Raw genomic sequence first — 23,035 nt, 5'->3', positions numbered from 1 at the left:
GGGCCGTGCGCCGCAGGAGGCGGTCGGGCTGGCGGTCGGCACGGCCGGTTCCGCGGTGGTGTTCGCCGGGCTCACCGTCGTCATCGCGCTGGCCGGACTCGCGGTGGTCGGCGTCCCGATGCTCACCAAGATGGGGCTGGCCGCGGCGGGCGCGGTCGTCGTCGCCGTGCTGATCGCGCTGACGCTGGTCCCGGCGTTCCTCGGTTTCTGGCCGAACGCCGTGCTCACGCGGCGGGCCCGCAAGGGCGGACAGGCCGAGGAACAGGACACCCGGAACAACGGGGGCACCCGCTGGGCGCGGTTCGTCCTGCGGCGCCCGCTGCCCGTGCTGCTGCTCGGCGTGGCGGGGCTGGGGACTCTCGCGCTGCCGGCCATGGACCTGCAGCTCGGCAACCCCGGGGACGAGGCCAAACCGACCTCCACCACCGAGCGCCGGGCCTACGACGCGCTGGCCGAGGCTTTCGGGCCGGGCTTCAACGGACCCTTGACCATCGTCGTGGACGCGAAGGGCACCGCCGGCGCGAAGAGCGCCGTCGAGTCTGTCGCACAGCGGATCGGCGGCACCGAGGGGGTCGTCTCCGTCTCCTCGCCCCGCTTCAACAAGGCAGGGGACACGGCTGTCTTCCAGGCCGTGCCGTCCACGGCACCGACCGACGAGAAGACCAAGGACCTGGTCACGTCCATCCGGAACGACCGGCCCGCGATCGAGTCCCGGACCGGGGTGACGTTCGCCGTCACCGGCACCACCGCTGTCGACATCGACATCGCCGAGAAGGTGCAGTCCGCTCTGGTCCCCTACCTGATCGTTGTCGTGGGCCTTGCGGTCGTACTGCTGCTGCTGGTCTTCCGGTCCCTGCTCGTCCCGCTGAAGGCGGCCCTGGGATACCTGCTGTCGGTGCTGGCCTCCCTGGGCGTGGTCGTCCTCGTCTTCCAGCAGGGCCACGGCGCCGAACTGCTGGGAGCCGAGCACACGGGCCCGATCATGAGTTTGATGCCGATCTTCCTGGTGGGCATCGTCTTCGGCCTGGCCATGGACTACGAGGTCTTCCTCGTCTCCCGGATGCGCGAGGCGTACGTCCACGGCGAATCGCCCCACCAGGCGGTCATCAGCGGGTTCCGGCACAGTGCCCGGGTCGTCGTGGCCGCCGCACTGATCATGGTCGCGGTCTTCGCCGGATTCATCGGCGAGAGCGACTCCATGATCAAAATGATCGGGTTCGGACTCGCCTCGGCCATCCTGTTCGACGCCTTCGTCGTGCGGATGGCGATCGTGCCCGCCGTCCTCGCCCTTCTGGGGCACAGGGCCTGGTGGCTGCCGGGCCGGCTGGACAGGCTGCTGCCCCGCGTCGACGTGGAGGGCGAGGCACTCGACCAGCGGCCCGCCGCGGCAGACCCGCGATCGGCCGGGACGACGACCGGCCGGGAGGTATCCCGCACCTGACACGGCCGCTTCTTTTCCGCCGGGGTCCCGTGTTGGATGACACGGGGCCCCGGCGGCCGTCCGTGGAGGCGGACGGCGACGTGTTCCAGAGCACCGACCGGAGAACCGTATGAGTACCAGCCCTGAGCGTTACACCGACCGTTTCGAGCGATACGCCGACCGCCATCCTCGCGTCGTCGACGCGGTCCTGGTCCTTGTGGTGACGGCCTGCGCGATCGTGGGCAGTGGTCTCACCAGGCCGGGCGCCGCCCCGCCTCAGCGGGACACCACCGTCCTGGTCGTCATGGGAGTCTCGTGTCTCGCCCTGTTCAAACACCGAAGCCATCCGCGGACCGTCACCGTCGTGAACGCGGTGTGCATCGTGGTCGTCACCGCGCTGGAGTACGTGCTGACCCCTTTGCTGCTGGCCCCCGTCATGGCGGCGATGTACTGGTTGACCACGCATACCGGCCTCAGGACCGCACGCTTCTACAGCGTCACCACGGCAGCGGCTCTGATGGCCGCGTCAGCGGTCTTCGACCCCACTTACGCTTCCTCCCCCGTACCACGGTCCATCGGCTACTGCTTCTGGCTGCTCCTGCCGCTCGCCGCCGGCAGCATGACCAGACTGCGGCGCGCCTACCTGGCGTCGGTGCAGGCCCGTGCCGAACACGCCGAGCGGACCCGGGAGGAGGAGGCACGGCGGCGTGCCACCGAGGAACGCATGCGCATCGCCCGCGAGCTGCACGACGTCGTGGCTCATCACCTGGCCCTGGCCAACGCCCAGGCAGGCACGGCCTCGCACTTCGCCCTCACCAATCCGCAACAGACGAAGAAGATTCTCACCAGCTTGACCGACACCACGTCCTCCGCACTGCGCGAGTTGAAAGCCACGCTGGGAGTGCTGCGCCACAGCAGCGCCCCGGCCGCCGCCCCGCTGGAACCCTCTCCCGGCCTCGCCCGTCTGCCCGAACTGGTCTCGGCGTGCGCGTCCGCGGGGCTCGCCGTCACGGTCACCACGACGGGCGAGTTCCGTCCGCTCACCTCCGGAGTGGACCTGACCGCGTTCCGGATCGTGCAGGAGGCGCTCACCAACGTCACCAAGCACGCCGCCGCGGACTCGGCGCGCGTACATCTCACCTACCAGGAATCCCGTTTGCTGATCACGGTCACCAACGACGGGCCGTCCGGCAGTACCGTTGCCGCAGCCGCGCCGGTCCGGGGCTTCGGCATCATGGGCATGCGGGAACGCGCCCACACCGCAGGCGGTGAACTCCGCGCGGGACCCCGTCCAGGAGGCGGCTTCGAAGTCGCGGCCAGCCTGCCGCTTCCGACCGCCACACCCGAAGCGCCTTCGGAAGCCGCAGACAATCCAACAGGAGAAAAAGCATGACCATCAGGGTGCTGCTCGCCGACGACCAGACCTTGCTACGGGCAACCTTCCGGATGCTGGTCGACTCCTGTGAGGACATGACCGTGGTCGGTGAGGCCTCCGACGGCGCGGAGGCGGTGTACCTGGCCCGCACCCACCGCCCCGACATCGTCCTCATGGACATCCGGATGCCGGGCACGGACGGCCTCGCCGCCACCTCCGCGATCTGCGCCGACCCGGAGCTGTCCGCCACCCGCGTCCTCATCCTGACGACGTTCGAGACCGAGGACTACGTCGCCCAGGCGCTGCGCGCCGGCGCCAGCGGATTCCTCGGCAAGGACGTCACCACCGACACCCTGCTGGCCGGCCTGCGCACGGTGGCCTCCGGCGAGGCCCTCCTGTCCCCCACCGCGACCCGCACCCTCATCGCGAACTTCCTCGTGACACCCGCCCCCGGCGCACAGCCCGTGTCCGCACAGCACCTGTCGGAACTCACCGCTCGCGAACGCGAGACGATGGCCATGGCCGCCGAGGGCAAGTCCAACACCGAGATCGCCGAGACACTCACCCTCAGCCCGCTGACCGTACGCACCCACATCTACCGGGCGATGGCGAAGCTGGGCGCCCGCGACCGCGCCCAACTGGTCGTCATCGCCTACCAGACAGGGCTGGTGCAGGTGACCCCGCTCACGCCCTGACCGCGCACCGGCATCCCGGACGGACACCGGGCGGGCGAGTCCCGAGACGGCGCACACGCTCGGGAAGCCGACCCCGGCCCTCCCGGTCCGGAACCGCTTTTCAGCCGCCCCCGGCACGCGGCCACGTACGGCGGGCGCGAAGTGCCCGGAGAATCTGCGCAGGAATGCCACACACGCTGCACGTACCTTTTCGAACGCCCCGATAGCCTTGCTGGCCGTTCACGCAGGTACGGACGTGACCAGGCCGTGGCCCGGGCAGGCCGACGGTGAAGCCGACCCAGGAAGACCGCAGATGGACTACTGCTCCTCGTGCCGCCGCCATCTCGACGGGGCCCTGGTGTGTCCCGGGTGCGCCGCCTACGCACCGGACATCGCCCCGCGTATCACCGACAGCGGCATCCTCCCGGCCCGGCCCGCCGCCTCTGCGGTGAAGGACGACGCGTCGGGCGAGACGGGGGCGCGGGGGGCCACGGCGCCGGCCGCCCGGCGCGACGGCCCGCCGCGTGAGGAGGCACTGCCCGGGGCCGGCGGGGAGGAGGGCCCTCCCCCCGGAACATCCGGCGGCGTCGGGGGAGCACCCCCTGCCCGGCAGGGCCCTACGGTGTGTCGAGGCCTGCCGCCCCGGTGGAAGAAGACCCGGCGCCGGGCCGTGGTCGCCACCGCCGTCGCACTCGTCGGAGGCGGCCTGGCCGTCGCGACGGTGGAACGGCCCTCCACCGGCCGGGTGCAGGCGGCGGCGCCGGACGACGGCATGGACACCGCGAAGGCGCGGGCAACGGAGGAGACGCTCCGGCCCGCCCGCCCCGTCTCCCCCGCACCGTCACCGTCACCGACGGCCGGTACCCCGCGCCGGGGACCTCTGGTGGTGGCGCCCCGTGCGCAGTGGGGTATGGGGGACGTCCTCATGCCGGATCCCGCGGTCTCCCCGCACCCGGCGACCACGACGGCTCCTCCGTCGGGAGCCGTGCCATCAACCCCCGGCGCGACGACTCCCGACGGCTCCGGTACGGCCCCGGAGCAGCCGTCCGCTCCCGGGGCCGACGGCACCGCGGCCCCGGGAGCCTCGCGGTCTGCCTCCCCGCCGGGGCCGACGTCGCCACCGGCGGAGATCTGCCTGTTCGCCCTGTGCCTGGGCTGATTCGCACGGCACCACGCGGTCCACGGGCGAGGATCCTCCACCTGTGGACCGCCCGCCGCCGGGAACGTGACGTCAAGACGCAGGGCACCGAACACCGCGCCCGGTCGGCGGTGAGCGCGTGCCGGGGCCCGTCCGCACGGAGGCCGGCACGCTGTGGTCCGGAGGGCCGCCACTGCCGGCGGCTCGGGACCGGCGAAGGAGTCGTCCTCGAACAGCGCGCGGCTCCGGCCGGTTGCGCCCCGTATCGCCGGGCACCGCAGCCGGCCGGGCCCGCGCGGCCGGACCGTCACGTCGATCCGGGTCACGGCCTGCGGGACGGTGGACGAGCCCGGGGCCGGATCACCGGTCGGCGCCTGTCGCCTGGCGCGCGGCCGGGGCCGCCTCGTGACGCTTGCCGGTGCCCAGCGCGTGCAGGATCTCCTCCGCGCTCTGCCTGGCGTCGCCGAAGAGCATGGCACTGTTCTCACGGAAGAACAGCGGGTTCTGCACGCCCGCGTAGCCGGAGGCCATGGACCGCTTGAAGACGACGACCTGTCCGGCCTCCCAGACCCGCAGCACCGGCATGCCGGCGATCGGACTGTCCGGGTCCTCCGTCGCGGCCGGGTTGACGGTGTCGTTCGCCCCGATGACCAGCACGACCGAGGTGTCGGCGAAGTCGTCGTTGATCTCGTCCATCTCCAGGACGATGTCGTAGGGCACCTTCGCCTCGGCCAGCAGCACGTTCATGTGCCCGGGCAGACGGCCGGCGACGGGGTGGACACCGAAGCGGACCTCCACGCCCCGCTCGCGCAGCCGCCGCGCCAGCTCCGCGACCGGATGCTGGGCCTGGGCGACGGCCATGCCGTAGCCGGGGGTGATGACCACCGAGCGGGCCCGGGCGAGCATCCCGGCCACCTCCGCGGCGCGCACCTCGCGGTACTCACCCCGCGCCTCCCCACCACCGGCCGGCGCCTCGACGCCGAAACCGCCCGCGATGACGGAGAGGAAGGAGCGGTTCATCGCCTTGCACATGATGTAGGACAGGTAGGCGCCGGAGGAGCCGACGAGCGCGCCCGTGACGATGAGCAGGTTGTTGTCGAGCAGGAAGCCGGCCGCGGCCGCCGCCCAGCCCGAGTAGCTGTTCAGCATGGAGACGACGACGGGCATGTCGCCGCCGCCGATCGAGGCGACCAGGTGCCAGCCCAGCGCCAGCGCGAGCACGGTCACCGCGATCATCAGCGGCAGGCTCGGGCTGATCGTGAACCAGGCGGTCAGTGCGGCGAAGGCGCCGAGCGCGCCGAGGTTCAGCGCGTTCCTGCCCGGCAGCGCCAGCGGGCGGGAGTCGATCCGTGCCGAGAGTTTCAGGAACGCGACGATCGAGCCGGTGAAGGTGACCGCGCCGATGAAGACGCCGATGGACACCTCGGCGCGGTGGATGCCCAGCAGGCCGGCGCCGATCCGGGCCTGCGCCGTGCCGTGCGCCTCCACCTCCAGGTAGCTGTTCCAGCCCACCAGTACCGCGGCCAGGCCGACGAAGCTGTGCAGCATCGCGATCAGTTCGGGCATCTGCGTCATCTCGACCCGGCGGGCCCGCCACAGGCCGATCACCGCACCGAGTGCCATGGCCGACACGATCAGCGCCACCGCGCCGGCGGTGATACTGCGCGCCGCCACCACAACCGTGGCGGCCAGCGCGAGGGCCATGCCGGCGATGCCGTAGACGATGCCGGCACGGGAGGTGCGGTGCTGGGACAGGCCGGCCAGGCTGAGGACGAACAGCAGGGCGGCGACCAGGTCGGCCGCGTGGGAGGCCGTCATGGGGGTCATCTCGGCTCAACCTTTCGAGAACATGGACAGCATGCGGCGGGTGACGGCGAAGCCTCCGAAGATGTTGACGCTCGTCAGCAGGATCGCCGCGAAGGACAGCGCGGTGACGATCCGGCTGCCGTGCCCGATCTGCAGCAGGGCGCCGATCACGACGATCCCGGAGATCGCGTTGGTCACCGACATCAGCGGCGTGTGCAGCGCGTGGTGCACCTTTCCGATGACGTAGTAGCCGATCACCACCGCCAGCGTGAACACCGTGAAGTTCTCCGCGAGCTGCGCGGGGGCGAAGGCCACCAGCCCGAACACCGCGGCCATGCCGAGCGTGATCAGCCCGAAGCGTCCCGCGGGCGCCGGCCCGGGCCGTTCGGGCCGTTCGGGTTCCGGGGCGGCGGGCGCGGCCGCGGGTTGCTCGGCAGGCACGGCGGAGACCGCGACGGGCGGCGGCGGCCAGGTGACCTCGCCGTCGCGCACCACGGTCACGGCCCGCTGCACGGCGTCGTCGAAGTCGATCGCCAGCCGCCCGTCCCCGCCGGGTGTGAGCAGCTTGACCAGGTTCGCCAGATTGGTGCCGAACAGCTGCGAGGCCTGTGCGGGCAGCCGGGAGGCGAGGTCGGTGTGGCCGATGATGGTGACGCCGTTGCCGGTGACCACCACGCGCCCCGGCACGGTGCCCTCGACGTTGCCGCCCTGGGCGGCGGCCATGTCGACGATGACACTGCCCGGTTTCATGACGGCCACGTCTCCCGCCGTCAGCAGGCGCGGTGCCGGCCGGCCCGGGATCAGCGCGGTGGTGATCACGACGTCCACGTCCCCGGCCTGCTCGCGGTAGAGCTCGGCCGCGGCACGGTCGTAGTCGGCGGAGGTCGCCCTGGCGTAGCCGTCGGTGCCCGCCTCCTGTGCGACGCGCACCGGGAGGTACTCGCCGCCCAGCGACTTCACCTGGTCGGCGACCTCCGGCCGCGGATCGGTGGCGCGCACGATCGCGCCGAGGCTGGAGGCGGCGCCGATCGCCGCCAGACCGGCCACACCCGCTCCGGCCACCAGCACCTTCGCCGGCGGCACCTTACCCGCCGCGGTGACCTGGCCGGTGAAGAACCGTCCGAAGACGTGGGCGGCCTCGATGACCGCCCGGTAGCCGGCGATGTTCGCCATCGAGGACAGCACGTCCATCGACTGCGCACGCGAGATGCGCGGCACCGCGTCCAGCGCCAGGGCGGTCACACCGGCGTCGGCGAGCGCCCGGAGCAGTCCGGGTCTCTGTGCCGGGGACAGCAGGGCGACCACGGTCGCGCCCTCACGCAGCCGGGTGATCTCCGCGTCGGAGGGGGCGTTCACCTTCAACACGACATCCGCGTCCCAGGCCGTGCCGATCTCCGCGCCGGCATCGAGGTAGGCCTGGTCGGCGAAACCGGAGGCCTCGCCGGCCCCTGATGCGACGACGACCTCGTAGCCGAGGCCCAGCAGCAGCCGTACCGTCGCCGGGGTCGCCGCGACCCGCGTCTCCTCGGAAGCCGACTCGGCCACTACGCCGATGCGCTGGGGTGGGTGGTGCGCAAGCTGGTGTACAGACATCTCTCGGGTTCTCTCCTCGCAGGAGCGGCTGACAGGGGTCCGCGACGGGGGTGTCCATCGGGCTCGTGCGTTCCCCGTGAACGCGGACCGTGGGAACCTACCCGCCACAGCCGCCCGGGCCGATGGGGCACGGCCGTGGTTGTGTCTCACCGCGCGGTCGCCGCGCCGCTTCCGCCCGCAGCGCGCCGCACCGCACCGCACCGCACCGCACCGGCACGGTCCGCCGTTCCGCTGACCGGCGGGAGCGGCTGAACGCGGCTTGTTCCGTACCCTTGCGGCATGCGCGTGCGTCCCACACTGAGCTGGACCCCCACCGAGGACCTGCCGCCGGGCACCACGGATCCGGGGCCGGTCGCCGACGCGCTCCGTACCGGCGGCGTGCTGGTGCTCAGCGGAGCGGGCATCTCCACGGAGTCGGGCATCCCCGACTACCGGGGCGAGGGCGGGAGCCTGGGGCGGCACACCCCGATGACCTACCAGGAGTTCACCGCCGACCCGCGGGCCCGGCGCCGGTACTGGGCGCGCAGCCACCTGGGCTGGCGCACCTTCGGCCGCGCCCGCCCCAACGCCGGGCACCTGGCCGTGGCCGCGTTCGGGCGGCACGGTCTGCTCTCGGGTGTGATCACCCAGAACGTCGACAGCCTGCACCAGGCCGCCGGCAGCGAGGATGTCGTGGAACTCCACGGAAGCCTGAGCCGGGTGGTCTGCCTCTCCTGCGGTGCCTCCAGCCCGCGCGGCGAACTCGCCCGGCGGCTGGCAAAGGCCAATGCGGACTTCGAGCCGGTGGCCGCGGGAATCAACCCGGACGGTGACGCCGACCTCACCGACGAACAGGTCGGGGACTTCCGCGTGGTGCCCTGCACGATCTGCGGCGGCATCCTCAAACCGGACGTGGTGTTCTTCGGCGAGGCCGTCCCGCCACAGCGGGTCGAGCACTGCCGCACGCTGGTCCGTCAGGCGGCCTCCTTGCTGGTCCTGGGCTCCTCGCTGACGGTGATGTCCGGACTCCGGTTCGTCCGCCAGGCAGCCCGGGCGGGGAAGCCGGTGCTGATCGTCAACCGGGACCCGACCCGGGGCGACCGGCACGCTCTCACCCGGGTCGCGCTCCCCTTGGGGGCGACCCTCACCACCGTGGCCGGCCGGCTGGACATCCCCGTCGACGGCCGGGCGACGGGCCGGGTGGGACGGTGACGGTGGTGGGGCACCGCCGGGGTTCACCGCGCCGGCTCTCCGCACCGGTTTGTCCCGCTGGAATTCCGGTCCGCGGCAGCAACCGCGGGACGAACGGGAAGCCGACCGGTCCGGGGGCGTGTCCGGCCCTGGCGGTGGCGGGCGGGCGGCCGTCGGCCGGTCCTCGGTGACTGCCGGAGGTCACCGGACACGGCCGCCCCGGTTCCCGTCCGTCCTCACGGATCTCCGCTTGCGCGTCGTTCCGGTGAGGAGAGAGAACCGGAGGAGTCCCGGCCCTCTCCCCCACAGGGGGCAGGTGCGGCCCGGCGGCACCCGGTGGGCACTGATCCGCGCGCGGCCTGTGTGCCCCGGGCGTTGTGTTCAGTCGGTGCCGAACTCCATCGCGGCGCGGTCGAGCAGCTCCTCGTCGCCGGAGACCTCACCGCGTGAGGCGATGGCCTCGGCACCGCCCTGCGGCATCGCGCCGATCAGCCCGGTCGAGGCCGCCTGGGCGGCGCCGACGAGCGCGGCCTGGCCGGTGCCGACCATGCCCATGCCCGCGTACTGCTCGAGCCTGGCGCGCGAGTCGGCGATGTCGAGGTTGCGCATGGTGAGCTGGCCGATCCGGTCCACCGGGCCGAAGGCCGAGTCCTCGGTGCGCTCCATCGACAGCTTGTCCGGGTGGTAGCTGAAGGCCGGGCCGGTGGTGTCGAGGATGGAGTAGTCCTCACCGCGCCGCAGCCGCAGCGTCACCTCGCCGGTGACCGCCGAGCCGACCCAGCGCTGCAGCGACTCACGCACCATCAGCGCCTGCGGGTCGAGCCAGCGGCCCTCGTACATCAGCCGGCCCAGGCGCCGCCCCTCGTTGTGGTACTGGGCGAGGGTGTCCTCGTTGTGGATCGCGTTGACGAGGCGTTCGTACGCCGTGTGCAGCAGCGCCATGCCGGGTGCCTCGTAGATGCCGCGGCTCTTGGCCTCGATGATCCGGTTCTCGATCTGGTCGGACATGCCCATGCCGTGGCGGCCGCCGATCGCGTTCGCCTCCATCACCAGGTCGACCGGGGAGGTGAACTCCTTGCCGTTGATCGTCACCGGCCGGCCCTGGTCGAAGCCGATCGTCACGTCCTCGGCGGGGATCTCCACCCCGGGGTCCCAGAACCGTACGCCCATGATCGGTTCCACGGCCTCGACGCCCGTGTCCAGGTGCTCCAGGGTCTTGGCCTCGTGGGTGGCGCCCCAGATGTTGGCGTCGGTCGAGTACGCCTTCTCGGTGCTGTCGCGGTAGGGCAGTCCGTGGGCGAGCAGCCACTCCGACATCTCCTTGCGGCCGCCGAGTTCGGAGACGAAGTCCGCGTCCAGCCAGGGCTTGTAGATGCGCAGGTGGGGGTTGGCGAGCAGGCCGTAGCGGTAGAACCGCTCGATGTCGTTGCCCTTGAACGTCGAACCGTCGCCCCAGATCTGCACGTCGTCCTCGAGCATCGCCCGGACCAGCAGGGTGCCGGTGACGGCGCGGCCGAGCGGCGTGGTGTTGAAATAGGCGCGTCCGCCCGAGCGGATGTGGAAGGCGCCGCAGGCGAGCGCGGCGAGACCCTCCTCGACCAGGGCCGCACGGCAGTCGACCAGGCGCGCGATCTCGGCGCCGTACGTCTTCGCGCGGCCCGGCACCGAGGCGATGTCGGGCTCGTCGTACTGGCCGATGTCGGCGGTGTAGGTGCACGGGACGGCGCCCTTGTCGCGCATCCAGGCGACGGCGACCGAGGTGTCGAGGCCGCCGGAGAAGGCGATGCCGACACGCTCGCCGGTGGGCAGTGAGGTGAGAACCTTGGACATGGGAAGAGTATGCGCCAGACTGCATGATCATTCAAAGTCCCGGCCGGTTCTCCCGGTCATTCGACCACGGCCCGCCCGGGAGCCCGCCCGCCCTCCGGCGGCGCGACGGGGCCCGCAGGGCAGCCGGCACCGCGCTCGACGACGCGGAGCACCGGACACTCCGGGCGACACGAACGGACCCACCCGCCGCCGCAGCCGGAGGAGGACAGGGAGCGCCGCCATGTCGCGGCCGCGGCCCGCCCTGTCCGGGCCGCACCGACGCGCTCCGCGCCGGACAGGGCGGTGGAATACCGCCGGACGGCGCCGCGGGAAACCGAACTCGGCGATCCGCCGTCGAATTCCATTCGACACTTCATTCAGTGGTCGAAGTTGATGGCGGAACGTCTCGTTCTTCCCCGAAGTCCACATCGACAAGCCGCAGGATTTACCGGTTTCCCGGCGAATCCCTTGCGCCGCCGGTGTGTCGCTGTCAGCATCACGGCGAAGCGGCGCCCGAACACGCGGCTCCAGCGGGCCGCGATCGCTCTCCAGCTCTTTCCTCCCGCCGCGGTCCGCAGTCACAAGGAGCGCCATGTCCGGTTTACGGGACCACATGAGAACGATTCGACGGGGATTCCGCATGCCGGCGATCGGCGTCGTCACGCTGCTCGCCGGACTGAGCCTGGCGGTCCCCGGCACCGCCGGGGCGGCCGTCCCGGTTGCCCCCTCCACCACCACACACGGCACCCCGGCCCCGGCCCCGGACGGCGCGATGGCGCAGGTCGCCGCGATGCAGCCCGGGTGGAACCTGGGCAACTCCCTCGACGCCACCGGCGAAGACGAGACCTCGTGGGGCAATCCGCGCGTCACCGAGGCGCTTCTCGACAACATCAGAGCCCAGGGGTTCAACAGCGTCCGCATCCCGGTGACCTGGGGCCGGCACCAGGGGCCGGCCCCGGACCACACCATCGACCCGGCCCACCTGGACCGTGTCAGGGAAGTGGTCGACTGGGCGCTCGCGGACGGCTTCCACGTGATGATCGACGTGCATCACGACTCCTGGCAGTGGATCGCGGACATGCCGGCCGACCGCGCCGGGGTGCTCGCCCGCTACGACGCCACCTGGCGGCAGGTGGCCGCCGCGTTCCGGGACTCCTCGCCCCGGCTCGTCTTCGAGAGCGTCAACGAGCCGCAGTTCACCGGCGGCGCCGACGACGCCCGGAACGCGGAGTTGCTGAACGAGCTCAACACCTCGTTCCACCGCATCGTGCGCGGCTCCGGCGGCAACAACACGACCCGGCTCCTCGTCCTGCCCACCCTGCACACCTCGGCCGATCAGGCGCGGCTGGACGAACTGACCGCCACCTTCGACACCCTCGGCGACCCCAATCTCGCCGCGACGGTGCACTACTACGGCTACTGGCCGTTCAGCGTGAACGTCGCGGGCGGGACGCGTTTCGACGCCACTGCTCAGAAGGACCTGACCGACACGTTCGACCGCGTCCACAACACCTTCGTGGCCCGGGGAATCCCGGTGATCCTCGGCGAATACGGCCTCCTGGGATTCGACCGGCACACCGGTACCATCCAGCAGGGTGAGAAACTGAAGTTCTTCGAGTCCCTGGGCCACCACGCCCGCATCCGGCAGCTCACCACCATGCTGTGGGACAACGGCCAGCACTTCCAGCGCACCGGTTTCCGGTGGAACGATCCGGAGCTGTTCGCGCAGATCGAGTCCAGTTGGACGACCCGGTCCGGCACGGCCTCCTCCGACCAGGTGTTCAGCGCCCGCGCGGCGGCCGTCACCGACAAGACGCTCACCCTGAACCTCAACGGCACCTCGTTCACGGGGCTGCGCCACGGCGCCGGCGACCTGGTACGCGGCACGGACTACACCGTCCAGGACGACCGGCTCACGATCACCGCCTCCGCGCTCACCCGGCTGAGCGGATCACGGGCCTACGGGACCAACGCGGTGCTGCACGCGCGGTTCTCGCACGGCGTCCCCTGGCGGATCGACCTGGTCACCCACGACACACCGGTCCTGCGGAGCGCCACCGGAACGACCGACTCCTTCGCCGTCCCCACCGACTTCCGCGGTGACAGACTCGCCACGATGGAGGCCACCTACGCCGACGGCACCAACGCCGGCCCGCACGGCTGGACGCCTTACAAGGAGTACGACCGCGCGTTCGCGCCCGACTACGCCGCCGGCGTCACCACCCTGACCCCCGACTTCTTCGCCGAGGTCGAGGACGGCGCCCCGGTGACGCTCACCTTCCACTACTGGAGCGGGACGACGGTGACCTACCACGTCACCAGGTCCGGTACCTCGGTCACCGGCACCGCCGCCTGACCGGCGCCACCGTCGGACAGCCGGAGTGTCCGGGCCCGCCGGGCCCGGACACTCCGGCTGTTTCTGTTCCCCGGCCCGGTCGTGCCGAGGGCCGGGGACCGGGGGGGCCGGGTGGTCAGGTGCGGACGGCGGGATTGTCCCAGCGGTAGAAGCACCGGGCCATGGCGTCCTTCGGGCCGCGCCAGGTGGCCGGGTCGTAGGGTCTGACGCAGGAGGACAACTGGTCGCTGACCGCGCGGAACTCGGGATGGCGGGCCACGCGGGCGATGGCCGGGGCAGGATCCCGGTCACTTTCGATCAGGTGCAGGTAGAGGTCGTCACCGAAGTGGAAGAGACGGCGGCGGGTCACGCCGACCAGTTGGGGCAGTTCTCCCCGGTCGGAAGTGGCGAAGATCCTGGCGACGTCGGGTGCGGTCCCCGGTTCCAGCCGGGCGACGATCAGGGCGTGGTGCACGGAAGGGTGCCCTTTCCCGGCTGGTCGGCCGCCGCCGCGGCGGTGCGGCGTTCACGGGCGGCCTGTTCGACGCGGTCACGGATGAGGGCCAACTGGACGCGGGAGTTGCGGTTGATGTTGCCGGTCATCCAGGCGTCGTCGACGGGGGCGTCGGGTTTCATCGCGAAGTCCTGCACCCACCGCATCCGCACTCCCCGGGGGGTGTCGGTGTAGGTCCAGTGGATGTCCATGTGCGCGAAGGGCCCGGTCTCGACGCGCCGGGCCCGTACGGTGAGGGCGTCGCGGTCGGCGGTGCGTTCGGACACCCAGCTCCAGACGGTGCCGTCGTCGTCCGGGTGCATGGTCAGGCGGAAGGTGACGGTGTCGCCGTCGCGGGAGAGGATCTCGGCGGACGCGTACTCGCTGAACAGGTCCGGCCAGTTCTCGACGTCGTTGGTCATCTCCCACACCAGGTCCAGCGGTGCGGCGATGGTGATCTCGTTCTCGGTGTGTCCGGGCATGTCACACCCCCGCCGCGAGCGCGGTGTTGACACAGTCGAGGAACTCCCGCGGGGTCTCGCACCGCTCGGCGTCGACCGGCAGGTTCCGGGCGTGGCGTTTCTCCAGTTCGCCGACGATGCCCAGCAAGCCCAGCGAGTCCAGGCCGAAGACGCCGAAGGCGGTGTCGGCGCGGGCCGCCAGATCACCGGGATCGACGGTGACTCCCGCGGTCTGCTTCATCAGCGCGGCCAGTTCCGGTACGGTCACCCGGCCGGTTGCCTGGGTGGTCATGGGTGGCTCCTTCCAGAGGGGATCGGTGAGGGGTCAGCGGGACGGTCCGGCGGGGCGGCGCAGCACGAGGGCGGCGTTGGTGCCCATCAGTCCCCGGCTGAGGACCAGGGCGCTGCGCAAGGCGGCGGGCCGGGCCCGGCCGGTGACCAGGTCCAGATCGCAGCGGACGTCGCCGGCGTCGGGGGTGGGGGGGACGACGCCGTGTTCGAGGGCCAGGACGGCGGCTGCGGCGTCCAGGGCGGAGGCGGCGCAGTAGGCCCGGCCGGTCCCGGCCTTCGGCGCGGTGACCGGTACCCGCGCGGCATGCGGGCCGAGGGCGTCGGTGACGGCGCCGGCTTCGGCCCGGTCCGCCGCCGGGGTGCCCAGGGCGTCGGCGAAGACCACGTCGACCTCCTCCGGGGCGCAGCCGGCCTCGGCCAGCGCGCCTCCGATCGCGCGGGCCAGGCCCGCGCGGGAGTCCTCCCACCGGCCGGCCCCGGTGAAGGTAGTGGCGTGCCCGGCGAGGACGGCACGCACGGTGGCACCGCGCCGCTCGGCGGTCGCCTGGTCCTCCACCACGAACATGGCGCCCCCCTCGGCGGGGGCGAAGCCGCAGGCCGTGGAGGTGAAGGGGCGGTAGGCACGGCCGGGGTCGTCCTCGGTGCTGATGCCCGGATAGCCCAGCTGGCAGACCATCGAGTACGGGGCCAGGGGGGCCTCGGTCGCCCCGGCCAGGACGGCGGTGGTGCCGCGGGCGACGGTGCGGGCGGCGTGCGCCAGCGCCTCCAGGCCGCCGGTCTCGTCGCCGGCCACCACCGCGCAGGGCCCCTTGAAGCCGCCGCGGATGGAGAGCTGGCCGGTGCTGGCGGCGTAGAACCAGGCGATGGACTGGTAGGGCCCCACGTACCGGGAGCCCTGCCCCCACAGTTTCTGCAGTTCGCGCTGTCCGAACTCGCCGCCGCCGGATCCGGCGGCGGTGACCACCCCGGCGTCGTAGGGAGAGGCGAGGTCGGCGGGGGCCAGTCGGGCGTCCTCCAGCGCCCAGGCCGCCGCGGCCAGCGCGAAGTGGGTGAACCGGTCGGTCTGCACCAGGAAGGCGGGCTCCACCGCGGTCTCCGGGTCGAAGCCGTTCACCTGGCCGGCCACCCGCACCGGCAGATGGGTACAGCCCTCCCGGGTGATCCGTTCCAGGGCCACCGCGCCGTCCGCGGTGTTCTTCCAGAACGTCTCCGTCCCGATGCCGCCGGGCGCCACCACGCCGACACCGGTGACGACCGCGCGCCGCGCGGCCCGGCGGGGGGTCACCGTGTTCCCCCGCGGGGCAGGGTGAGGACGACGGCGGACTGGAAGCCGCCGAAGCCGCTGCCGACCGACAGCACGCTGCGCAGCCGGTGTTCGCGGGCCTGGCGGGGCACGTAGTCCAGGTCGCACTCGGGGTCGGGGGTGGTGTAGTTCGCCGTCGGGGGAACCGTCTGGTGGGTCAGGGCGAGCACACAGGCGGCGAGTTCGATGGAGCCGATGGCGCCCAGGGAGTGCCCGACCATGGACTTGATCGAACTCATCGGTGTCCGGTGGGCATGGGCGCCGAGGGAACGTTTCACCGCCGCGGTCTCGTGGCGGTCGTTCTGCCGGGTGCCCGAGCCGTGGGCGTTGACGTAGTCGACGTCCGAACCGTTCAGGCGGGCCGCCGCCAGGGCGGCGTCGATGGCGCGGGCCATCTCCAGGCCCTCCCGGGTCAGGCCGGTCATGTGGTACGCGTTGCCGAAGGTGGCGTAACCGGCGATCTCGGCGTACACCCGCGCACCGCGGGCCCGGGCGTGCCCGGCCTCCTCCAGCACCAGGACCGCGCCGCCCTCCCCCATCACGAACCCGTCCCGGTCCGCGTCGAAGGGCCGGGAGGCGTGCGCGGGATCGTCGTTGTTGGGGGAGGTGGCCCTGATCGCGTCGAAGCAGGCCATGGAGATCGGGGAGATCGGCGAGTCGGAGGCACCGGCGAGGCAGATGTCCGCGCGGCCCTCGGTGATGGCGTGGAAGGCGTGGCCGACGGCGTCCAGGCCCGAGGTGCAGCCGGTGGAGACCGCCTGCACCGGGCCGCGGGCCCCCGCCTGTTCGGCGACGGCCGAGGCGAGGGTGGCGGGGGTGAAGGCCCGGTGCAGGTGGGGCCCGGCCCGGCGGTGGTCCACGTCCCAGCGCCGGCCGCGGTCGCTGACGGCCACGTAGTCGTGTTCCAGCCGGGTGGTGCCGCCCACCGCGGTCCCCAGGAACACACCCGTCCGCCACGGGTCCTCCCGGCCCGGCTCCAGTCCGGCGTCGGCGATCGCCTCGGCGGCGGCCACCAGCGCGAACTGCACGTACCGGTCGCAGCTTCGGCTCTGCTGCTCGGTCAGACCGTGCGCGAGCGGGTCGAAGTCGCACTCGGCCGCGATCTGCGACCGCAGACCCGCCGGGTCGAACAGGGTGATGCGCCGGGTGGCTGTCCGGCCGGCGGCCAGCAGTTCCCAGAACGCGTCCGCGCCGATCCCGCCCGGAGCCACCACACCGATGCCGGTGACGGCCACGCAACGGGTCACGCCACCACTCCGGACGGTTCGGCCGTCGGCTCGGCGGGGGTCTCCTCGGTGTCGACGTGCCCGAGCTCGGGCCGCGGGGCCAGCGGCCCCAGGTGGAACACCAGCCGGGCCTGCGTGCTGCCGGTGTTGCGGAAACGGTGCCGCACACGAGCCGGGATGAACACTCCCTGGTCAGGTCCCAGAACGTGCGGGACACCGTCCAGGTCCACCTCCAGGTCACCGGCGACGACGTAGACGAACTCCTCGGAGTACGGGTGGTAGTGCTCCCCGATCCGGTCTCCCGGATCCACGGTGGCCAGTCCCATGAAACCGCTGGTGGCACCGGCCGTGGTGGGGGTGAGCAGCGCTCGTAGGTCACCGCCGCGGCGGCGGTTGGGCGGAATCCGGTCGAGGGCCACGATGCGGGGGCCTTGCTCGGTCACGATCGATCACTCCCAGTGGGTGAGGAAGGGTGGCGGGAAACGGCGGACGAGGCGGAGTGCCGGGCACCGGCCGGGCGGCTGTCCGCGGCCTTCGGTGTTCACAGGCCGGGGGCTCTGCGGTCGGCCAGGAGCCGCATGCCGGAGCGTGCGAGCAGACGCAGGAGCCGGTTCTCGACGGCCGGGGGGTGTGCGGCGGCCGGGTCGCCGCACAGCCCAAGGGCCTCGCCGTCGAGCAGGCGTCCGGCCTCGGCGGCGGCCGCGGGCTCGGCCAGGCCCGTGACGGCGGCGGGGGCGGTGTCCGCCTCGCCGTCCATCTCCACCAGACGTACCACCAGGTCGTCGCGGTGGAAGACGGTGGCGGCGCACACCGGGCTTCCGGGATCGGCAGCGCTCGTGCCGTCCTGCCCGGCCAGCAGCCGCGCCAGTTCCTCCCCGCGGCCGGCCCGGGCCGGGTAGCACAGGGCGTGCCGCCGTACCCGCGGCGGGGCGGGCCGGGCGAAGACCGTGTGGTGCACGGCCGGCAGTGCCGCCCGGGTGAAGAAGGCCCGGGCGGCGGACACCTCGCCCAGTTCCCGCTCCCGCTCCAGATACGGGGCCAGGGCCTCCTCCACCGCCCGTACCTCGGGCCGGGCGGCCACCCGGAGCAGACTGGTGAGCACATCACCGTCCAACTGCCGCAGTTCGAAGGTCTGGACGACGCGGTTGCCGTGCAGGAACAGGGCGGTGCCGCACAGTCCCACCCCCTCCTCCGCTTCCGGCAGGGGATGGCCGGACAGGATCTCGGCCACCTTCGACTCGCTGCCGGGAGTGACGGTGTAGGTCACCGCGTGCCGCACCGCCACGTCCCCCGCGCGGGGCTCCGCCGGCGGGCCGGCGACGGACCCGCGCCCGGTCTGCCGCAGTACACCGAAGCGCAGCGACCGCATGCTGCGGACGCAGGCACGCAGCGGGCGGACCATCTCCAGATGCTCCTCGCTGTTCACCCAGGCCAGGAACGGCGGGGCGCTCTCCCACTCGCTGGTGATCAGCCACTGGGAGGGGTCCTCCACCGACTGGCACACCTGGTCCTGGATGTGCCCCGGTGTGGACGCCACCTGGCGGCACATCCGTTCGTAGGCGTCCAGGAAACGCCGCCGGTCCTCGTCGGCCACCTCCAGCAGCAGCACCACCCGTAGCCGGGTGCCGTCGAACACCGACTGGGAAACACGGCCCGACACCGGGGACACACGGCCCGAGGCTGTCATCCGGCGCACCTCTCTCATCGACCAGGAAGGATTCGGCCCCGGGCGAACGAAGGCCCCGGAGGCAAGGAGACCGGCGCCCGCTCACCCGGGGAACGCCCACCACGATTCCTGATCGTGTGACGGCTCCGTCCGCCCCGCAATTCCTGCGGCTCAATCAGGTGACGCCCCGACAGGTCCATGCCCGGCGCGGCATGTGACCGGACCTCAGCCCGTCCGTTCCCGGCCGGGTCCCCGGCGGCCCGGTGGGCTCATCCGGGTGAAACAGCGCCGGACCACGGCCGGGGGTGGCATGCATCATCGCGGTGCCCGCGGGCGCGGGCACCGGGTCGACGCCCTGGAGGGCAGATGCACACGGAAGCCGATCCGCAGGTCCCGGTACTCGTCGTCGGCGGGTCCCTGGTGGGCCTGTCCACCTCTCTCTTCCTGGGCCGCCTCGGGGTGCGGCACATCCTGGTCGAACGCCGCCCGGGCACCTCCGCCCATCCCCGCGGGCGCGGCAACAACGTCCGCACCATGGAGGTGTTCCGCACCGCCGGAATCGAACCGGCCGTCCGCCGGGCCGCCGCCGTCCTGGCCGGCAACCACGGCATTCTCCGGACCCCGGCCCTGTCCGACCCCGCCGCCGGACGGTGGCTGTTCCAGCGGATGGACCCCGACGGCCGTCTCGCCCGCGTCAGCCCCAGCTCCTGGTGCCTGTGCAGCCAGAACGACCTCGAGCCCGTCCTGCTGGAAAGCGCCCGGGCACTCGGCGGCGACCTGCGCTTCTCCACCGAACTGCTCAGCCTCGCCCCCGGTGCGGACGGCGTCACCGCCACCGTCAAGGACCTGCGCACCGGCGAGCACGGCACCATTCGCGCCGACTACCTGGTGGCCGCCGACGGCCCCCGCAGCCCGGTCCGCGAACAACTCGGCATCGGCCACAGCGGACCGGGCGAACTGTTCCACAACGTCAGCGTCGCCTTCCGCTCCCGCGCGCTGGCCGGCCTCGTCGGCGACCGCCGTTTCCTGATGTGCTACCTCACCGGCCCCGGGGCCGACGGCACGCTCCTGCCGGTCGACAACCGCGAGCGGTGGGTCTTCCACCTCCCCTGGCAGCCCGGGCGGGGCGAGACCCTGGAGGACTTCACCGACAGCCGCTGTGCCGACCACATCCGCCGCGCCGTCGGTGACCCCGGTCTGGACGTGGCGGTCACCGGCCGGGTCCCCTGGCACGCCGCCGAACGCGTCGCCCTGTCCTACCGCGCCGGCCGCGTCCTCCTCGCCGGCGACGCGGCCCACGAGATGTCCCCCACCGGTGCCTTCGGCGCCAACACCGGCATCCAGGACGCCCACAACCTCGCCTGGAAGATCGCCGCCGTCCACCACGGCTGGGCCGGCGCCGCCCTGCTGGACACCTACGACACCGAACGCCGTCCCGTCGCCCAGGCCACCGCCGCCCGCGCCTCCGACCGTGCCGCCGAGCACCACCACCCCGGCTACGTCCCCGAACCCGCCCCCACTCCCCCGGCGGACCGTCCCGGCCCCGGCCGGCCGGGCCCCGGCGGCGGGGACCCGCAGGCGGGCATCCTCGCCGCCGCGCTCGGCTACCGCTACCCGGACGGCGCCGTCCTCGGCACCGACCCCGCCGCCCCCGTCCTCCCCCACACCCTGGAGCTGACGGGCGAGCCCGGCACCCGCGCCCCCCACCTGTGGCTCCGCCGGCCCGGACAGGAGGAGCCGGTCTCCACCCTCGACCTCTACGAGCGCACTCCCGTCCTCCTCAGCCACCCCGACACCCCCTGGCACGACGCGGCCGCCCGCGTCTCCCGGGAACTGTCCGTGCCGCTCGCCTCCTATCGCGTCGGCACCGCCGCGCACGCCGATCTGGCCCCCACCGACACCTCCGACTGGGCCGGTCCGCACGGCATCACCTCCCACGGCGCCGTCCTCGTCCGCCCCGACGGCTTCACCGCCTGGCGCCATCCCGGCCCCGCCGCCGATCCCGAGGCCACCCTCCGCCGCGTCCTCACCGCCCTGCTCCGCCTCGCCTGACAGCGAGGATTGACCAGGGCACCGCCCGGAGGTCCGGCTCCCCGCCCGACTGACGCTTCGGTTGTCCTTGTGGGGAGTCGTCGGCCTGCCGGGCGGTGCCGCTTGGCAACCGCCCGGCAGGCCGACGACTCCCCGGCACGACACGCCCACCGGCCAAGGCCCTCCTGCGCCGGCCATGTGCGGGGTGGATGCTTCCTATTCGGGACGGCCGTCGGCGAGCCACTGGGCGAGGCCACGCAGTCCGGCCGCCCACCGCCCGAGGTCGGTGACCTCGGCGTGCCCGGTGACGACGGTGAGCAACTCGGCCACCGCCTCGTCCGGCCGCTGGGCGTCGTTGAGTGTCAGGGCGCGGAAGACGCGTACGGAGTCCGAGCCGGGAAACTCCCTGCGGGCCCGGTCGAGCACCGCCAACGACTCGTCCAACTCGCCCAGCCACCTCAGGGTGCTGGCGTACTGGCACAGGCACCGCCGCAGGACGTCACCGTCGAGGCCGAGGGCGAGCGCCCGCTCGTAGTAGCCGCGGGCGGTTTCCTCCTGGCCCGCGGTGTCGTAGGCGCCACCCACCTCGTAGGTGAGGACCGGGTGACCGGGGTGTTCGGCGAGCAGCGCCTGGAAGTAGGCGATCGTCGGCGCCATGTCCGCCCGGTCGCGCTGGTCGTGGCCGCGCTGGATCGCCTCGGCCAGTTCGGGCGTCACGTCGGTCGTCACTGCTGCGCCCCCATGCGTACGGGTCCGAAGACCGGCTCACCGTAGCGCAGTCTCGTCCGCAGGCGGCCCCCTGTTTGCCGGCCCGGCGCCGGCAGCGTTGGCGGCCGCACTTGACGGGCCACGCTCCTCGGCGGATGCGGATACCTGCTTCGTCGAGGGTGGGCCACTGTCAGCTACCGATCATGACGGGCGGTGCCCCGGTTTCCCGTGCCCGCAAGTCCGTCAGCCGGGAGGACCCGGTGGCGCCGGCACCGCTTACAGGTCACCGCCTCCCCTGCAAGACGCTGTGCGCCTTCAGCCGCACCCGGCTGTGCACATTGGCCCGTACCCCGACATCACCGAGCACCCCACCCGGGAGGGAGAGGTGTACTGCGCGGCCGTCCTGGACACCTACTCGCGCCAAGTGGTCGGCCGGTCCCTCGACTCCCCCAGACCGCCCGGCCACATCAACAGCCGGCGAAGCGACAGCCAAGAGAGCGCGTACACCGTCGTCCCGGAGCGTTACGACGCCGTCCTCGATGAGCTGCCCGCTGGTGCGGACGTGTAGGTGGTCACTCCGCTCCGGATGACCGAAGCCGAGGTTCCGTCATTGCAACCCGCCACGGGGCACTGGCAGAGCCTGCTGGCTGGTGGAGCGACGGCCCTGCCCCCGAGTTCCGCACGTACTGCCACTTCTTCGCCGCCGGCCGACCCCGGCGGCGTGGCTGCCTCGACGAGTCGCTCCGAGACATCGCCGACGACAAGGTGGCGGGAGCCTCGTCACCGACGCCCGGATGCAGCGCAGCCACCACCCCTACGACGGTGGCACCGACGTCTTCCTCACCACGTCGGGGGAACGGGACCGGATGCGCGATCGGCATGCCGACTGGCTCTCCCGTCATCCCCCGGGTCTCTGACCGGCTCGGATCTCCGCTCCGCTCAGAATCGTCTTCACCGCAAGTACCGGGTTGAGAGGCTCCACGAGCTCTCTGGCGGCGACGGCCACAAGACGCGCGGGTACATCACCGTCCAGCAACGCGCTCACGTATTCGATGGCCTCCGCAGGCGAGAGCACCGGAAGCTTCTGGCGCAGCGCCCGCACAGCGTGCATGCGTCCGCGCGCAGCGGCGACACCGCACAGCGCATCGTGCAGGTCGTCCACTGCGGTGCGTACCGGCAGCCCACGTATCCGGGCTCGATAGTCGGCCTCCCACTCCCCGGTCATCGCAGAGACGACGCCGATCTGGTGCAGTCCGCCGTCGACACGGTCGATCAGGTACGGTCCGTTGCCGGCCAGCATGAACTCCGGGTCCCGAGTGCGTACGAACTCCTCGGAGGTCCAGGAGACGACCCACACCAGCTCGTGCTCCTCGACGTCGACCACAGCCATCCGCATCGCGTCCACACCCGCAGCCCGCCACTGCTGATAGTCGCGCTCCAGCTGTTCCTCGACAGCCCGAACGGCGGCCTCTCGCTCGATCACGCATACAGCATTCCGTACGGACCCTCTCTCGGCCAGCGCGTTCGCACGGCCCG

21 protein-coding genes are annotated in these 23,035 nt (G+C 72.5%); 9 read left to right on the top strand and 12 right to left on the bottom strand.

Annotated features, from left to right (window positions below):
- The 4 genes from CUT44_RS02220 to CUT44_RS02205 all read left to right on the top strand — a co-directional run.
- A partial coding sequence (locus CUT44_RS02220; protein WP_146252158.1) for an MMPL family transporter occupies positions 1-1,441 on the top strand: 1,441 nt, incomplete at its 5' end.
- Between the two features lie 109 nt (positions 1,442-1,550).
- A complete protein-coding gene (locus CUT44_RS02215; protein WP_100200362.1) occupies positions 1,551-2,813 on the top strand; it encodes a sensor histidine kinase in 1,263 nt (420 codons plus the stop codon).
- On the top strand, positions 2,810-3,490 hold the full coding sequence (locus CUT44_RS02210) for a response regulator transcription factor (RefSeq protein ID WP_100200361.1): 681 nt from the start codon (positions 2,810-2,812) through the stop codon (positions 3,488-3,490). The genes CUT44_RS02215 and CUT44_RS02210 overlap by 4 nt, the downstream gene beginning before the upstream one ends.
- A gap of 292 nt (positions 3,491-3,782) precedes the next feature.
- Positions 3,783-4,628: an SCO2400 family protein gene (locus tag CUT44_RS02205; RefSeq protein WP_100200360.1), complete on the top strand. Its 846-nt coding sequence runs from the start codon at positions 3,783-3,785 to the stop codon at positions 4,626-4,628.
- A 339-nt stretch (positions 4,629-4,967) separates the two neighbouring features.
- On the opposite strand, the gene pntB is transcribed toward CUT44_RS02205, so the two are convergent.
- Positions 4,968-6,434, bottom strand: coding sequence for a Re/Si-specific NAD(P)(+) transhydrogenase subunit beta (gene pntB / locus CUT44_RS02200; protein WP_199185570.1), 1,467 nt, complete (start codon positions 6,432-6,434; stop codon positions 4,968-4,970).
- Between the two features lie 6 nt (positions 6,435-6,440).
- Positions 6,441-8,006 carry a Re/Si-specific NAD(P)(+) transhydrogenase subunit alpha gene (locus tag CUT44_RS02195; RefSeq protein WP_100200359.1) on the bottom strand — a complete coding sequence of 522 codons (1,566 nt, stop codon included), beginning with the start codon at positions 8,004-8,006 and terminating at the stop codon, positions 6,441-6,443.
- A 279-nt stretch (positions 8,007-8,285) separates the two neighbouring features.
- Between CUT44_RS02195 and CUT44_RS02190 the strand changes: the two genes are divergently transcribed.
- On the top strand, positions 8,286-9,197 hold the full coding sequence (locus tag CUT44_RS02190) for an NAD-dependent protein deacetylase (protein WP_100200358.1): 912 nt from the start codon (positions 8,286-8,288) through the stop codon (positions 9,195-9,197).
- 360 nt (positions 9,198-9,557) lie between these two features.
- Here CUT44_RS02190 and argG read toward each other — a convergent pair whose 3' ends face one another.
- On the bottom strand, positions 9,558-11,006 hold the full coding sequence (gene argG, locus CUT44_RS02185) for an argininosuccinate synthase (protein ID WP_100200357.1): 1,449 nt from the start codon (positions 11,004-11,006) through the stop codon (positions 9,558-9,560).
- Between the two features lie 619 nt (positions 11,007-11,625).
- On the opposite strand from argG, the gene CUT44_RS02180 reads away from it, so the two are divergent.
- Positions 11,626-13,341 carry a cellulase family glycosylhydrolase gene (locus tag CUT44_RS02180; RefSeq protein ID WP_199185568.1) on the top strand — a complete coding sequence of 572 codons (1,716 nt, stop codon included), beginning with the start codon at positions 11,626-11,628 and terminating at the stop codon, positions 13,339-13,341.
- Between the two features lie 115 nt (positions 13,342-13,456).
- On the opposite strand, the gene CUT44_RS02175 is transcribed toward CUT44_RS02180, so the two are convergent.
- The 7 genes from CUT44_RS02175 to CUT44_RS02145 all read right to left on the bottom strand — a co-directional run bounded on the left by CUT44_RS02175 (position 13,457) and on the right by CUT44_RS02145 (position 18,781).
- On the bottom strand, positions 13,457-13,795 hold the full coding sequence (locus CUT44_RS02175) for a TcmI family type II polyketide cyclase (protein ID WP_100200355.1): 339 nt from the start codon (positions 13,793-13,795) through the stop codon (positions 13,457-13,459).
- Complete coding sequence (locus CUT44_RS02170) at positions 13,780-14,295, bottom strand: SRPBCC family protein (protein ID WP_100200354.1); 516 nt, start codon at positions 14,293-14,295, stop codon at positions 13,780-13,782. The genes CUT44_RS02175 and CUT44_RS02170 overlap by 16 nt, the downstream gene beginning before the upstream one ends.
- A 1-nt stretch (position 14,296) precedes the next feature.
- The gene (locus tag CUT44_RS02165) at positions 14,297-14,566 is read right to left on the bottom strand and encodes an acyl carrier protein (RefSeq protein ID WP_100200353.1); all 270 of its coding nucleotides are present in this window, start codon (positions 14,564-14,566) and stop codon (positions 14,297-14,299) included.
- 33 nt (positions 14,567-14,599) lie between these two features.
- On the bottom strand, positions 14,600-15,850 hold the full coding sequence (locus CUT44_RS02160; RefSeq protein ID WP_100200352.1) for a beta-ketoacyl synthase N-terminal-like domain-containing protein: 1,251 nt from the start codon (positions 15,848-15,850) through the stop codon (positions 14,600-14,602).
- Positions 15,847-17,115 (bottom strand): beta-ketoacyl-[acyl-carrier-protein] synthase family protein, encoded by a 1,269-nt coding sequence (locus CUT44_RS02155; protein ID WP_100200351.1) that lies wholly within the window; start codon positions 17,113-17,115, stop codon positions 15,847-15,849. Before CUT44_RS02155 ends, CUT44_RS02160 begins: the two co-directional genes overlap by 4 nt.
- The gene (locus CUT44_RS02150) at positions 17,112-17,537 is read right to left on the bottom strand and encodes a cupin domain-containing protein (RefSeq protein ID WP_100200350.1); all 426 of its coding nucleotides are present in this window, start codon (positions 17,535-17,537) and stop codon (positions 17,112-17,114) included. Before CUT44_RS02150 ends, CUT44_RS02155 begins: the two co-directional genes overlap by 4 nt.
- Positions 17,538-17,635: 98 nt before the next feature.
- On the bottom strand, positions 17,636-18,781 hold the full coding sequence (locus CUT44_RS02145; RefSeq protein ID WP_199185566.1) for a SchA/CurD-like domain-containing protein: 1,146 nt from the start codon (positions 18,779-18,781) through the stop codon (positions 17,636-17,638).
- Between the two features lie 345 nt (positions 18,782-19,126).
- Between CUT44_RS02145 and CUT44_RS02140 the strand changes: the two genes are divergently transcribed.
- Positions 19,127-20,812, top strand: coding sequence for an FAD-dependent oxidoreductase (locus CUT44_RS02140; protein WP_100200349.1), 1,686 nt, complete (start codon positions 19,127-19,129; stop codon positions 20,810-20,812).
- Positions 20,813-21,007: 195 nt separating this feature from the next.
- Here CUT44_RS02140 and CUT44_RS02135 read toward each other — a convergent pair whose 3' ends face one another.
- On the bottom strand, positions 21,008-21,520 hold the full coding sequence (locus CUT44_RS02135) for a tetratricopeptide repeat protein (protein ID WP_199185564.1): 513 nt from the start codon (positions 21,518-21,520) through the stop codon (positions 21,008-21,010).
- Between the two features lie 310 nt (positions 21,521-21,830).
- On the opposite strand from CUT44_RS02135, the gene CUT44_RS33735 reads away from it, so the two are divergent.
- On the top strand, positions 21,831-22,067 hold the full coding sequence (locus tag CUT44_RS33735) for a hypothetical protein (protein ID WP_233221126.1): 237 nt from the start codon (positions 21,831-21,833) through the stop codon (positions 22,065-22,067).
- 226 nt (positions 22,068-22,293) lie between these two features.
- Positions 22,294-22,416 carry a DUF3885 domain-containing protein gene (locus CUT44_RS35020; RefSeq protein WP_456300515.1) on the top strand — a complete coding sequence of 41 codons (123 nt, stop codon included), beginning with the start codon at positions 22,294-22,296 and terminating at the stop codon, positions 22,414-22,416.
- On the opposite strand, the gene CUT44_RS02125 is transcribed toward CUT44_RS35020, so the two are convergent.
- Positions 22,398-22,982, bottom strand: a complete 585-nt coding sequence (locus CUT44_RS02125) for a YrhB family protein (protein WP_100200348.1) — start codon at positions 22,980-22,982, stop codon at positions 22,398-22,400. The two genes, CUT44_RS35020 and CUT44_RS02125, sit on opposite strands and share 19 nt — an antisense overlap.
- Between the last annotated feature and the right edge of the window lie 53 nt (positions 22,983-23,035).

The sequence above is a fragment of the Streptomyces carminius genome (assembly GCF_002794255.1).
Taxonomy (GTDB): Bacteria; Actinomycetota; Actinomycetes; order Streptomycetales; family Streptomycetaceae; genus Streptomyces; species Streptomyces carminius.
The sequence above is the reverse complement of the archived record's forward strand: the minus strand, read 5'-3'. Positions and strand labels throughout refer to the sequence as shown.

Coding starts and splice junctions, on each gene's coding strand:
- CUT44_RS02190 (WP_100200358.1), top strand. CDS start 8,286: ATGCGCGTGCGTCCCACACTGAGCTGGACCCCCACCGAGGACCTGCCG.
- CUT44_RS02145 (WP_199185566.1), bottom strand. CDS start 18,781: ATGACAGCCTCGGGCCGTGTGTCCCCGGTGTCGGGCCGTGTTTCCCAG.
- pntB (WP_199185570.1), bottom strand. CDS start 6,434: ATGACCCCCATGACGGCCTCCCACGCGGCCGACCTGGTCGCCGCCCTG.
- CUT44_RS02180 (WP_199185568.1), top strand. CDS start 11,626: ATGCCGGCGATCGGCGTCGTCACGCTGCTCGCCGGACTGAGCCTGGCG.
- CUT44_RS02165 (WP_100200353.1), bottom strand. CDS start 14,566: ATGACCACCCAGGCAACCGGCCGGGTGACCGTACCGGAACTGGCCGCG.
- CUT44_RS02170 (WP_100200354.1), bottom strand. CDS start 14,295: ATGCCCGGACACACCGAGAACGAGATCACCATCGCCGCACCGCTGGAC.
- argG (WP_100200357.1), bottom strand. CDS start 11,006: ATGTCCAAGGTTCTCACCTCACTGCCCACCGGCGAGCGTGTCGGCATC.
- CUT44_RS35020 (WP_456300515.1), top strand. CDS start 22,294: ATGCAGCGCAGCCACCACCCCTACGACGGTGGCACCGACGTCTTCCTC.
- CUT44_RS02215 (WP_100200362.1), top strand. CDS start 1,551: ATGAGTACCAGCCCTGAGCGTTACACCGACCGTTTCGAGCGATACGCC.
- CUT44_RS02195 (WP_100200359.1), bottom strand. CDS start 8,006: ATGTCTGTACACCAGCTTGCGCACCACCCACCCCAGCGCATCGGCGTA.
- CUT44_RS02205 (WP_100200360.1), top strand. CDS start 3,783: ATGGACTACTGCTCCTCGTGCCGCCGCCATCTCGACGGGGCCCTGGTG.
- CUT44_RS02140 (WP_100200349.1), top strand. CDS start 19,127: ATGCACACGGAAGCCGATCCGCAGGTCCCGGTACTCGTCGTCGGCGGG.
- CUT44_RS02210 (WP_100200361.1), top strand. CDS start 2,810: ATGACCATCAGGGTGCTGCTCGCCGACGACCAGACCTTGCTACGGGCA.